Genomic DNA, 12,328 nt, shown 5'->3' with positions numbered 1-12,328 from the left:
GAGGGAAGTATTGGGCGAGAAGACAGACGGCCGATTCGCTGCCCACGTTCATGGTGTCGAGGATGCGACGGTCAGAAGTGGGGCGTGGAACCCAGGTGTGGAATGGGTCCCGCAGCCGGTTTGCCGCTGGCCACAGGGAGCGCGTGTGCAAGTCGACTCCACGGTCCTCTTGACAGTGCCTGGTGAATTCCCATCGATGTAGGCGATGTGATGTGTATTCATCCAACTGTTCCTACTCCTGCTCAGGGAAGGGGCGGGCGAGGGGCAGGAATGCTTGTATACCCGTTGAGGCACTCCGCGAGTGTCTGTTCCATGGCGGTCTTGGGAGCTGCACCAAGCCAAGAACAACGCTGGCTGCCACCGGTGTAGACAGTGAAGGAGGGAAGAGCAGCGACACCGTGCTGGGCCGCCAGCGCGGGTTCCTCGTCGACGTTGACCTTGACTACTTCGAGCACTCCAGCGTGCTCGACGGCCAGTTGCTCCAAGATCGGAGCGGATTGGCGGCAGGCGACGCACCACGGGGCCCAGAACGCGACCAGAACGGTCCGCTTTGCTTGCAGGACGTTCATTGAGAATGATTGTTCGGTGACATGGTTTACGGGCACGATAGCTCTCCTTTTTGGCTGTTGTCTCCGGTATCCGGCGGTCAAGGCTGGATACGACGGGGACGATCAGGGAGGGAGGACTGAGTTGGCGAGAGCAGTCTTGGCTGCCCGCCACCTCACTCGGCACTTGGCCGGTGGATCACGTCTCGGCGACAGAGCAACTGGTTGAGGTAACCGAGCCAGGTTCGATTCATGAGCTTCTCCGTTTCAGGTGGGATGGCAGTGTCGCTGTCTCAGAAGTTCCGGGGGCAGGGGCGTGCGGTGTCTTCGCCAGGTATCGGGCAGCCGGGAGCGACGGTCATGGATGCGTATGGTGTGTGGCCGTTTCAGACTGCTGATCGTGGCTGGGGAGGAGGCTGAACCAGAGCCACTTGCCGTCGGATGCTCTCGCAAATCCCCAGGCATCGCTGAGGCCGTTGATCAAGGTGAGACCCCGCCCGGACTCTGCGATCTTGATTGCCTCGCCGGCAGGCGCGAGCGTGTCCTGGGAGGCAACCGAGAGGTGGGGGACGTGAGTGCAGGTGTCAAAGACACCGCACAACAGAGAGCCGGAGCAATCATCAACGCTGAGGAATACCCGTACCGAATCGCTGTCGGTATGCGCGATAACGTTGGTTACTGCTTCGGAGATCAGCAGTTGGCCGCGGTCGGCCAGTTCCCGGTCGTCGCGCACCATGGCCACGACGATGCGACGTGCAGAGGCTGCAGAACAAGGCGTAGGAGCCAGGACGACATCTGCACCGGAAGCTGACAGTACGCGTCTGGGGAAGGTCTGCTCGGTGGCACGGTTCGCGGGCATGACGAGGTCTCTTTTGCAGCTGCGGGGCCCGGCGCCCGGTGATTGAACGCTGGTGTGGCCGGGACGGTCAGAAGGCGTGGCCTCGGTTAGCGAGAACAGCCTGGATGGCTTGCCATTTGCCCCACTCCAGTGCGGTGGGGTAGTGCTGGCCTGCCGACCGGTACGCTTCGACGGCCCGGTCGGCGTCCTCGTCCAGCAGGCTGACGTTGATAGCGATGGCAGCAGCAGAACCCATACCGGCCGCGGTGATCACCTGGGCACGGGGGTCGGTGACGTTGCCAGCCGCCCACACTCCGAAGACGCTGGTACGGCCTGTGGGATCGGTGCTCACCCAGCCGTTCTCACTCCTGGCACAGCCGAGGGAGGTCAGCAGGGCATCGTGGGGCACGAAACGAGGTCCGACGAACACCGCTGACCGGGGTGCCACGCGGCCTCCGCCCAGCTGGACCCCGCGCAGCCGATCGCTGTCTGTCACCAGGCGTTCCACCTCACCCTCGTTGATCCGCACGCCTAGGGCGGTGATCTTCTCCCGTTCCTGCTCGACAAGCTCGAGGGTGTGCGGGAAGAAGACCACGTCATCCGACCACTGCGTCAGCAGCAGCGTCTGGTGGACGGAGAAGCCAGGGGAGCCATGCGGGTTGCCGATAACACCGATCGGCTGGTCACGGACCTCATACCCATGGCAATACGGGCAGTGCAGCACATCCCGCCCCCACCGTTCCCGAACCCCGGGGATAGCGGGTACTTCGTCATGCAGCCCAGTGGCCACCAGTACCCGGCGCGCCTTGAGCGTCGCACCACCGGCCAGACGCACGAAGAAGCCATGGGTAATGTCCTCGACCCAGCCCTTGATCATGCTCACGCCATACCGGGCCACCTCGGCCCGGCCCGCCGTGAGCAGATCCCCCGGGGGCATCCCGTCCCGGGACAGGAAACCCTGCATGTGTGCAGCCGGGGCATTGCGCGGCTCTCCGGCGTCCACCACTGCCACTCGGCGGCGAGCCCGCCCCAGCACCAGGGCGGCATTCAGGCCGGCCGCCCCGGCCCCCCCCACCACCACGTCGTATACAGAATCGTTCATCGCGATCACCTCCGCCCTCAGGCTGCGATGGCCACGAGACAATCACAATATTTGTTGCTGTTTCTGGGACAAACAGGAAGATGGGAAGCGTGCCGTACAAGGGCAGTACATCTGCTGTTCCCCAGGCATTTACTGCTCCACTGGGTAACCCAGGCGGCGAGAGCGGGCTCATACAGCCTCCGGGCGCCGACTGCAGGGCTAGTGGCTCGTCACACAGCCTTGGTCGGGTAATCGATGTGCTGGTCGTCGGCGAGCAGACTGTCTCCAAGTCCTGGTCTTGGAGGTGGTTGTGGGACGTCGACCGAGTGTGTTCGTCCGGCCGGTCGCAGTGGACGAGGGCCGGAAGCTGCAGCGGATCAGCCGGAGCGCGAGGGACCCGGTGAAACTCCGCCGGGCGATCGTGGTCCTCATGTCCGCCCAGGGCCAGACGGTCAAGGACATCACGACATTGATGCAGGTCGGAGAGGGCTACGTTCGCGAGGTCATCCACGCCTTCAACGAGCGGGGGTTTGACGCGCTGGACCCAAAATGGAGCGGGGGACGCCCCAAGACGATCAGCGATGAGGTGCGTGAGCACATCTGCCTGATCGCCCGGACGTCCCCCACCGACTGGAAGATCACCGCGTTCTCCACCTGGAGCCTTGCCAAGCTCGCCGAGCATCTGGTCAGGCAGAACGTCACCACGTCCATCAGCCGAGAGACCCTGCGTCGGATCCTGCGCGAGGGCAAGGTCTCCTGGAAGACCACCACGACCTGGAAGGCGTCCACCGACCCGGAGTTCATCGCCAAGATGCACCGCGTCCTGGCGTTGTACGACACCCGCCCACCGACGGGCGGGTGATATGCGTCGACGAGTTCGGGCCGCTGAACCTGATGCCCCGCAAGGGCAAGGCATGGGGGCCGGCCAGACGCCCGCGTCGGCTGCGGGCCACCTACCGCCGCACAAGCGGAGTGCGGCACATGCTGGCCGCCCTCGATCTGGCCACCGGCAAGCTGTACTACCGCATCCGCCCGCGCAAGCGGTGGCGAGAGTTCCTCGGCCTCCTCAAGGCCCTGCGCGCCCGCTGGCCCGGTCAGAAGTTCTACGTGGTGCTGGACAACTTCTCCCCGCACAAACACACCGAGGTCCGCACCTGGGCGGCCGACAACGGCATCGAGCTGGTCTTCCTGCCGACCTACGGCTCCTGGCTGAACTGGATCGAGGCCGAGTTCGCAGCCCTGCGCTACTTCGCGCTCAACGGCACCGACCACCGCAGCCACGACGAGCAGAACGCCGCCATCGGAGCCTACGTCCGCTGGCGCAACACTCACACGAAACCGAAGACACACTTCGCCCCAGACTCAACGATCCGAACATGGACTCATTACCCCGCCAAGACAGCGTGACGAGCCACTAGTAAACCCGCAGGTCACAGCATCATGACGGTCCATCACAATCCCCGCTCCACACGCAACGAAGCTCCGACGATCAAGGGGACCTCCAAGTCGCCCGAACCGCCGGAGCTTTGATGTGCCGCCAGTCTGCCATGCCCTGCCTGACCAAGTCGCCCGTCCCGGAGCAGCGTTCGCTGCCCGATCTGGCCGCACGGCTGACGGCCCTTCCCGACCCTCGCGACCGCCGCGGCAGGCGCCACCACTTGGTCAGCATCCTGCTCACCGCCTGCGCGGCTGTCCTGACAGGCTCGAAGTCCTACGCCGTGATCGGCCAGTGGGCCCGGTCCGCTCCGCAGCACACTCTGGCCCGCCTCGGCGCCCGCACCACCACCCATCCGGCGGCACTGGGAAAGATCGCCTGGTCCCAGTGGGGCATCGAGGCCGTCCATCACGTCTGGGACGTAACGTTCAGCGAGGACGCCTCGAAAATCCGCACCGGGCCCGGGCCGGCGAACATGGCCACCTTCCGCAACCTGGCGATCAACATCCTGCGGACGGAGGGTTACACAAGCATCGCCGCCGGGCTCCGGGAGATCTCCTACGAGCCGTTCACCCGGCCGCTCGACCTGCTGAAACTCCCGTGACCTGCGAAGACACCCGGACCACCGGACTATGAATCAGCCCTGGCCCTGGAAGCAGATTTCACTGCACTGACGCACCCTCGACTCCAGGCACGGCCAGGTCCAGATCCGCCGACTTGGAGCGTGCGCGGATAGGCGGTGTGTGAGGGGTCGGACGCGGGTGCAGGCACGGGGCTGCGCGATCATGTGAGTTCCTACACTCTGTGATCGTGGGGGGCTCCGTGCCTGCGCTGGCATCATGGCTTATCGAACCGCTGTGTGAGCTTCCCCCGCTGTGCGAGAAGTGCTGATCAGCTGGTCAGGAGGGGGTGACGGGGTTTCAGGTTCGTTCGGTCGTTGCCTGTTCGACGTAGTGCTTCTCCTCGAACTCGATCGGGCTGAGGTAGCCGAGTCGTTTCTGGATGCGCCGGGGGTTGTAGAAGCCGTCGATGTACTTGAAGAGCGCGAGGTTCGCCTCGGCACGTGTGGCGAAGACGTGGCCGCGGATGCACTCCGTCTTGATGATCATCCACAAGTTCTCCGCGAGGGCGTTGTCGTACGAGTGCCGACCGAGCCCATGGATGCCTCAACGCCTGCCCTGACCAGCCGGGTTGCCAGCTTCACGGATGTGTACTGACAGCCGTGGTCGGCGTGGTGAATGAGCTGTCCGGGCTCGGCCTCGCGGGAGGCGAGGGCGTACTCGAGCGTGGTCAGCACCAGGTCCGCATCGGCACGGGCGGAGGTCTCCCATGCCACCACCCGCCGCGAGAACGCATCCCGGATCGCCGAGAGCCACACTGGGCCCTCGAGGGTGGGGATCATCGTGAGGTCGCTGACCCACAGCCGGTTCGGCGCCGGCGCGGTGAAGTCCCGGTTGACCAGGTCCGGGGCCAGGGCGGCCTTCGGGTCCCGGCGCGTGAAACCGCTCTTGCGCCGCGGTCTCACGCCCGCCAGGCCGTCCTCGCGCATCAGGCGCTCCACCCGCTTGCGGCCCACCGCCACGCCCTCGCGTTTCAGGACGGCGTGCACCCGCGGCGAGCCGTAGATCCCGCCCGAGTCGGCGTGGATGGTGCAGATCTGCTCCGTCAGCTCCGTGTCGCGGCGCCGCCGCTCGCACGGCTCGCGCTCGGCACGGCGCCACCGGTAGTAGGTGGAGGAAGGGATGTGCAGTTCCCGAAGTACGCACTCGACCCCCAGGCGGGGATGCTCGTCAACGAGCGCCGTCACCTGGACCGGGTCGGGTCGAGCTGCGCCGCGAAAAACGCCGAGGCCGTCCGCAGGACGTCGTTGGCCCGCTTGAGCTGGGTGTTCTCCTTGCGCAGGGCCACCAGCTCGGCCCGCTCCTCAGTGGTGAGCCAGTCGTCGCGCTCGCCGGCATCGGCCTCGGCCTGCCGGATCCAGCCCCGCAGAGCCTCGGGATACACCCCGAGATCTACCGCCAGCCGCTTGATCTGCGGCCTCGGCTCCGTGGTGCGATACATCCGCACCGCACGCTCCCGCAACTCCAACGGATACTTCCTGGGTGCAGCCACGGTCACAGGTCCTCCCATGAGTCCCATCTGCCCCCCTGTCAACTCCATCCGCATCTCGGGGGAACCTCAGAAGCCGGCCGCCCGGATCCGTGCTTCGCCGCCGTGGGATTCTCGGGCGGCCACCTCCCGCTGGAGGCAGGCGACGAGGTATTCGGCATGGCCCGTTCTTCCAGACGTTCCGCGGCGTCCAGCAGGGCAGCTGCTTTCATCGCGTGGGCCAAGAACGCCAGGTCAGAGGAGGTCTGTCGGCTGGTTCGGTGGCCGGCGGCCTGGGCGGTGTCCGCGTCGATGCTGTTCGCGGTGTCGAGGACCTCGGCAGTGCGGGGCATCAGCCGGCCTCCTTGTCGGCGCCGCCGTCGATGACGGTGAACAGCCGGTCGTAACTGCCCAGCTCTCGCTGTTCGACCTCCACCATCGAGCCTGGGCCGACGGCATGGATCTGACCCGTGTGACGATGGTGGTGGTGGTGAGTCTGGTGACGCATCCGCTCGCCGGCTTCGGCATGCTCAGGATCGGTCAGGGTCTGGTGGCGAGCCCAGCAGCGGGAGTGTTCGGCGACGATCTCCCCGTCGGCAGTCAGGACGATCACACGGTCATTATCGGTCAGGACGGTCACCTGGCGGCCGATGGCGGTGGGGGCGACGGAGTAGTCGCAGGTGTCGCAGACATAGTGGTCTCGGCCCAGCCTGGTGGAAAGGCGCCACCAGGCTGGCGGGTCCACCGGCGGCAAGGTGAGCATCCCGGCGCGGCCGGCCTCCCACAGGTCTGTCGGACGAGTCCCCAAAGTGCGGTGGACACGCCGATTGGCGACAGCCAGGCCGTCAGCTGGGCGTTGAAGTCGTCTGGACCGCTGAAGTGTCGACTGGGCAGGAAGGAGGTCTCCAGATAGCCGTTGGCCCGCTTCACCAGCCCTTTCGCTTACGGATCCCGCGGGCGACACAGATAGATCTTGGTGTAGGCCGGCGAACGCGGCGAACTTCGAGGTCGGCCGGCCCTGGCCGACGCCGGCTTCGTTGTCCCAAACCAGCATCTTGGGAACACGACCCCACGCGGTCAGCAGCCGCCAGTGTCCGTCGATCAGATCACCGGTCTTCCGCGACGCCAGCATCCTGGCGGTGGTCACCCGCGAATAGCCCGACACCATGACCAGCACCGGCGGCCGCCTGGTTTGACCATAGCTCAGGGGGATGCCGACGGCGGGTATCACAGTGCGCAAGGACGATACGTCGTCCGCGACACCGGATCGACCGGCGCATAAGCAGGCCGAAGCTCACGGAAATCCTCCTTGAGGATCGTTATCCCTCTCCCAGCCGATCCGCTTGGCGCTCACCGTCGCCGGCATCGTTGGCGTCTGACGCAGCAGTTCCCGGATCTGCACCTCGACCGCTATCGCCCCCGGCCCTTCGCCGGACGCGTCGTCAGAGGGTCACCCGCCACCGACACATGATCTGTCCGCGACCATCGTGTTCCCTCCCCGCTGATGTGATGGCCTGGCCTTCTGCGACACCGTCGTGGAGCTCCAGCGTGATGGGACGTACTGGCAGGTCTCCACGAAGCAAGCGAAGTCGGCGACACTGCGCATCCTGAGAGGGGCGGAACGGTGATCGGTGATTCCCACTGGCTGGGCTTTCAACCGGAGCTGTGCCGGTTCATACGCAGCGAGAGTTGAGGCAACGGCCGTCGCGCTGTCACGGCTGGCCTCGCTCGAACACGGATCCCTGGAGCATCGCACCGTCCGTAGCGGGGGTGTCCAGTAGACGGCTGATCCAGTTTTGGGCCTTGCCCCCTGGTCTTGGACACGCGAGACACTGGATCCTGAGGATCTGAGAACGGGCATCTCGTGGTCATGAAGAACTATCCGCCGCAGTTCAAGGTGGACGCGGTCGCGTTGTACCAGTCGCGGCCCGGGGCGACGATCCGGCAGGTCGCTGCCGATCTGGGGATCAATCCCGAGACCTTGCGGAACTGGGTCCGGGCAGCTGGCGCGAGCCGGCCGAGGGGGCGGCGGGCGGAGGTGCCGACCGAGCCGCCGACGCCGTTGGAGGCGGAGAACGCCGCTCTGCGGAAGAAGGTCCGCGAGCTGGAGGAGGAACGCGAGATCCTGCGCAAGGCGGCGAAGTATTTCGCCGGGGAGACGCGCTGGTGAACCGCTTCCAGTTCGTTGCCGACCACCAGCGCCGCTACGGCGTGAAGCGGCTGTGCACCATCCTCGGCATCGCCCGTTCCAGTTTCTACTACTGGCGTCGGACGGCCGCGGATCGGGCCGCCCGGGCGGCGGCCGACGCTCGCCTCGCCGTCCGGATACGGGCCGTGCACCGTGAGTCGGACGGCACCTATGGCGTCCCCAGGATCACCGCCGAGCTCCGCGAGGCGGGTGAGCGCGTCAACCACAAGCGGATCGCGCGGGTGATGCGCAGCATCGGCCTGGCAGGCGTGCGGCTGCGTCGCAGGCATCGCACCACTGTCGCGGACCCGGCCGCGGCGAAGGCCCCGGACCTCATCGGCCGCGACTTCACGGCAAGCGAGCCGAACACGAAGTACGTCGGCGACATTACCTATCTCCCGCTGGACGGCGGGAAGTTCCTGTATTTGGCCACTGTCATCGACCTCGCCTCACGCCGCCTGGTCGGCTGGGCGATCGCGGACCGCATGCGTACCGACCTCGTGACCGACGCCCTGGCCGCCGCCGAACATACCCGCGGCAGCCTCGCCGGGGCGGTCATGCGCACCGACCACGGGGCCCAGTACACCAGCCGAGCCTTCGCCGACGCCTGCCGCCAAGCCGGCGTCCGCCAGTCCATGAGCGCCATCGGCTCCAGCGCGGACAACGCGCTCGCCGAGTCCTTCAACGCAACGTTCAAACGCGAGACACTCCAGGGCCGCAGGACCTGGTCCAGTGAACGCGAGGCTCGCCTCGACGCGTTCCGCTGGCTCAACCGCTACAACACCCGACGCCGTCACTCCCGCCTCGGACAACGCAGCCCGATCGCCTACGAGACAGCCTCCGAAACAACATCAACTACGCCGACACCAGCCGCATAACCCGTGTCCAGGATTCAGGGTCAAGGCCCCCGTTCCGGGTTCGGTAGAGACTCGATCCTTTGAGAGGATCGAGTCTCTACCGAACCCGGAACGGTTCAGATGACGCTTGCGTCGCCTGCCTGTAGCCACACTTTCCAACCGCCTGTGAGTTCCGTGCGGGTGAAAAGTACACCCGCACGGAGTAGAGGCTCTTGGTCTCCGAAGAGTCTTTGCGGTGACCTGTTCGTCATCCAGTTCTTCGCGAAGAGAGTGAGGCGTTCCGCAGGGCCGGCATGAGCTTGCCCTGGTCGGCCCACGATACGCAACGCAGGCTCGCCCGTGCCAAGTGGATCACGCAGTTTGAACAGTCATGCAGGGCCAGACTGAATTGCGCTGGGAGTAGCGGGAGTCGGCGCAGGGTGTCAAATGCCTATCGCGGTCTCATAACGACCGCCTGCAGAATTCCCACTCATTCATTTGGAGGGACTCGCTTGTGCCAGGAGAGACAGAAGTTCATACTGTATGGGCGAGGAAACGATTCCCTTACAGGGGGTACTTTTCCCCTCAACGCCGCCGTTCACAATCGACGATACATGTCAGGTCAACCTGACGAACAGAGCGCCATGCACAGTTCGGTGGAACTTTCCCTTCCTCCGCGTTCCACGAACCCACGGCGACTCTGACCTGTAGTGGGATCGACCACACTCGCACGCTCAACTCAGGATTAAAAAGGGTTCAGTCGACGTCAAATGTCACCTCAGGTTGACGGTGGAAGGGTGGGGTTTATGGTGGAGAGAGCCTTAGGTAGTCCCCCTTAACCCCATATGAGGAAGCAGTAATTCTCCGCCAGTCGAGACCGATCTAACAGGTCGGAGGATTCCCTTCCACCTCGACAGGTCATCGACACGCAAACAGGTAAGACAAAAGGAGTCCAGTAAGCGGTTCGGGGTAAACTTCACCGAAAGGCCTCAGGGTATGTCACGAGCGAGAGTTTCAGATCGTTTAACTCTGCCTCTTTTCGCACTTTGCGCTACAATATTGGGGGCCTTCCCGGCGCAAGCAGTAAGCAGGGTTAATGTCGGCCTCACCAGTTTGGACGAAATCTCGCGCAGCGTTATCGTAAAAGTTGGCTACATCTGCGAAAATTCCACACGTGGCACGCTTGTCGATATTAAGGTTTCTCAGCCTTCCGGCGACAGCAGACGCCGACCCCATGGGTTCGTTAAAGCCGGGGCGATGCGCGACGGAATATTTCATGTGTTCTCTTACCCCGTTTCATGCGCCTCCGGCGCTTCGTTTCATCACGGCTTGGTGCGCATAAACGTATCCCTCCTTAATCGAGGAATTAAGTCCGCCTCCCTTACTGGAACTTCCGACGTGTAACATTCGGCACACGCACGCTTGACGATTCACCGAAAGGCCGCAGCATTCGATCTTCGCTGCTTCTGACTGAACCTCTTTCATCCTCAGTACGGCACGCTGTATGAACCACGACCGACCTCTGGAAACGCTGACATCCATCTCCCTCGGAGGGCCAGGATGAAAGAGGTTCAGCGTGACTCTACAGGAGTGTCTCGGCTGTGTCAGATACAGAGCAGGGCGGCGTTGCGAAATTCAAGAAGTCGTGACGGGATGGGCGCTAGGCCAGCTCTCCTTTTGCCAGCACCCCTCTTTAAGAGGCTTTTCATGGATCCCTTTAGCGGCATTGCGGGTGGCGCGCTCCCGATTGAAATTCCACACGCGCATGGAAGGATGGCAGTATCGCAGGCGCTCCCCGCGCAAGCGTTCAAGCTTGACGCTTTTCCCAGCATCCACATTTGCGCGATACAGGGTTACCTCACCAACTGTGAAAGGGGAAGTCAATGTCATTAGGGACGCAAACTGCGTCAGCGACGAATGACCAGGAACAGGTGCAAGAGCAACTTAGCCTGAGCACCGCGGCAGCGCGGAACCTTGCGACCACCACCAAGTCTGAACCCCAGATGCAAGGAATCAGCTCACGATGGCTGCTGCGCATGCTGCCATGGGTAAACACTCCCGGTGGCACCTACCGAGTGAACCGGCGCCTGTCGTTCACAGTCGGGGATGGAAAGGTAGCCTTCGAAAAGAACGGGCCTACGGTTCGCGTCGTTCCCATTGAGCTGGCTGAACTTCCGTTGCTTCGCGGTTTCGACGACGTCGCGGCATTGGGAGCACTGGCCGCCAAATTTATCCAGAGGGAGTACGACCCCGGCCAGGTCATCGTACACCAGGGCAAAAAAGCCGATCACGTATTTCTGATCGCGCACGGAAAGGTGGAGCAAGTAAGACCTGCAAAGTACGATGGTGATGCCATTGTGGGCCGTTTGTCCGACGGAGACAGTTTCGGCGGAAACGTGCTTGCGGGACCAGGTGGGAAGTGGGGTTTCACAGCCCGTGCGGTGACTGCGACAACGGTCTTAGCACTGCCGCACAGTGCATACAAGGAAGTTGCCAACCAATACGAAGCACTGCGGTCGCACGTCCGGGGACGTAGCGCCGATGCGGAGAGGCCAACCAACAAGGCAGGTGAGTCAGCGATTGATTTCCTGTCCAGCCACACGGGTGAGCCAACTCTTCCTACCGCCTTCGTGGACTACGAACTCAACCCACGTGAGTACGAGTTGAGCGTGGCGCAGACGGTATTGAAGGTGCACAGCCGGGTTGCGGACCTGTACAGCCAGCCGATGAATCAGACGCGGCAGCAGTTGCGTCTCACCATCGAGGCACTGCGTGAGCGTCAGGAGATGGAACTAGTCAACAACCCTGACTTTGGGCTGCTCCATAACGCTGACTTCGACCAGCGCATTCCGACCCACTCCGGTCCGCCTACGCCGGACGACCTCGACGATTTGCTGAGCATGCGCAGTGGAACCAAGTACCTCTTCGCTCATCCGCGGGCCATTGCCACTTTCGGCAAGGCGTGCAACAAGCAGGGGATCTACTTCGGCAGCATCGATGTCGACGGCCATCACATTCCCGCTTGGCGGGGTGTACCGATTCTACCGTGCGGAAAGATCCCAATCTCGGAACACCATACATCGTCGATCATCGCTATGCGGACCGGAGAGAAGGACCAAGGTGTCATCGGCCTCTATCAGACCGGTCTGCCCGATGAGGTCGAGCCTGGTCTCAACGTGCGATTCATGGGAATCGACGAGAAGGCCATCATTTCTTACCTTGTCAGCACCTACTACTCCGCCGCTGTACTAGTCCCGGATGCGCTTGGCATCCTCGAAAATGTCGAGGTACACGCGTGATTGAGCACCGGATCCGCA

At 63.6% G+C, this 12,328-nt stretch carries 12 protein-coding genes; 5 read left to right on the top strand and 7 right to left on the bottom strand.

Going from position 1 to position 12,328, the window contains the following annotated elements; all coding sequences use genetic code 11:
* Window positions 1-242: 242 nt before the first annotated feature.
* The 3 genes from SNOUR_RS42120 to SNOUR_RS01075 form a co-directional block, all read right to left on the bottom strand.
* Complete coding sequence (locus tag SNOUR_RS42120; protein ID WP_079141980.1) at window positions 243-605, bottom strand: thioredoxin family protein; 363 nt, start codon at window positions 603-605, stop codon at window positions 243-245.
* Window positions 606-903: 298 nt separating this feature from the next.
* Entirely contained in the window at window positions 904-1,404 is a 501-nt protein-coding gene (locus SNOUR_RS01080; protein WP_079141978.1) for an ATP-binding protein, read from the bottom strand.
* Between the two features lie 67 nt (window positions 1,405-1,471).
* Window positions 1,472-2,485 (bottom strand): NAD(P)/FAD-dependent oxidoreductase, encoded by a 1,014-nt coding sequence (locus SNOUR_RS01075; RefSeq protein WP_067357500.1) that lies wholly within the window; start codon window positions 2,483-2,485, stop codon window positions 1,472-1,474.
* Between the two features lie 289 nt (window positions 2,486-2,774).
* On the opposite strand from SNOUR_RS01075, the gene SNOUR_RS47730 reads away from it, so the two are divergent.
* From SNOUR_RS47730 to SNOUR_RS01065, 3 genes are all read left to right on the top strand, one after another.
* Complete coding sequence (locus tag SNOUR_RS47730) at window positions 2,775-3,326, top strand: helix-turn-helix domain-containing protein (RefSeq protein WP_099055627.1); 552 nt, start codon at window positions 2,775-2,777, stop codon at window positions 3,324-3,326.
* Window positions 3,323-3,871, top strand: coding sequence for an IS630 family transposase (locus tag SNOUR_RS47725; protein ID WP_099055626.1), 549 nt, complete (start codon window positions 3,323-3,325; stop codon window positions 3,869-3,871). Before SNOUR_RS47730 ends, SNOUR_RS47725 begins: the two co-directional genes overlap by 4 nt.
* Window positions 3,872-3,993: 122 nt before the next feature.
* Window positions 3,994-4,503: a transposase family protein gene (locus tag SNOUR_RS01065; RefSeq protein ID WP_099055625.1), complete on the top strand. Its 510-nt coding sequence runs from the start codon at window positions 3,994-3,996 to the stop codon at window positions 4,501-4,503.
* Window positions 4,504-4,819: 316 nt separating this feature from the next.
* Here SNOUR_RS01065 and SNOUR_RS44385 read toward each other — a convergent pair whose 3' ends face one another.
* From SNOUR_RS44385 to SNOUR_RS42110, 4 genes are all read right to left on the bottom strand, one after another.
* Window positions 4,820-5,008 carry an IS3 family transposase gene (locus SNOUR_RS44385; protein ID WP_099055624.1) on the bottom strand — a complete coding sequence of 63 codons (189 nt, stop codon included), beginning with the start codon at window positions 5,006-5,008 and terminating at the stop codon, window positions 4,820-4,822.
* Window positions 5,005-5,706, bottom strand: a complete 702-nt coding sequence (locus SNOUR_RS01060; RefSeq protein WP_099055623.1) for an IS3 family transposase — start codon at window positions 5,704-5,706, stop codon at window positions 5,005-5,007. The genes SNOUR_RS44385 and SNOUR_RS01060 overlap by 4 nt, the downstream gene beginning before the upstream one ends.
* Complete coding sequence (locus tag SNOUR_RS01055; protein ID WP_067357498.1) at window positions 5,703-6,011, bottom strand: transposase; 309 nt, start codon at window positions 6,009-6,011, stop codon at window positions 5,703-5,705. The genes SNOUR_RS01060 and SNOUR_RS01055 overlap by 4 nt, the downstream gene beginning before the upstream one ends.
* Window positions 6,012-6,339: 328 nt before the next feature.
* Window positions 6,340-7,155: a Mu transposase domain-containing protein gene (locus SNOUR_RS42110; protein WP_376738576.1), complete on the bottom strand. Its 816-nt coding sequence runs from the start codon at window positions 7,153-7,155 to the stop codon at window positions 6,340-6,342.
* A 696-nt stretch (window positions 7,156-7,851) separates the two neighbouring features.
* Between SNOUR_RS42110 and SNOUR_RS01040 the strand changes: the two genes are divergently transcribed.
* Window positions 7,852-9,053 (top strand): IS3 family transposase gene (locus SNOUR_RS01040; RefSeq protein WP_376738486.1). Its coding sequence is split into 2 segments (ribosomal slippage): window positions 7,852-8,137 and window positions 8,137-9,053, totalling 1,203 coding nucleotides; the frame shifts between segments, so codons are not numbered across the junction.
* 1,841 nt (window positions 9,054-10,894) lie between these two features.
* Window positions 10,895-12,310 carry a family 2B encapsulin nanocompartment shell protein gene (locus SNOUR_RS01035; protein WP_067343074.1) on the top strand — a complete coding sequence of 472 codons (1,416 nt, stop codon included), beginning with the start codon at window positions 10,895-10,897 and terminating at the stop codon, window positions 12,308-12,310.
* The last annotated feature ends 18 nt before the right edge of the window (window positions 12,311-12,328 follow it).

The sequence above is a fragment of the Streptomyces noursei ATCC 11455 genome, from assembly GCF_001704275.1.
Classification (GTDB): domain Bacteria; phylum Actinomycetota; class Actinomycetes; order Streptomycetales; family Streptomycetaceae; genus Streptomyces; species Streptomyces noursei.
The sequence above is the reverse complement of the archived record's forward strand: the minus strand, read 5'-3'. Positions and strand labels throughout refer to the sequence as shown.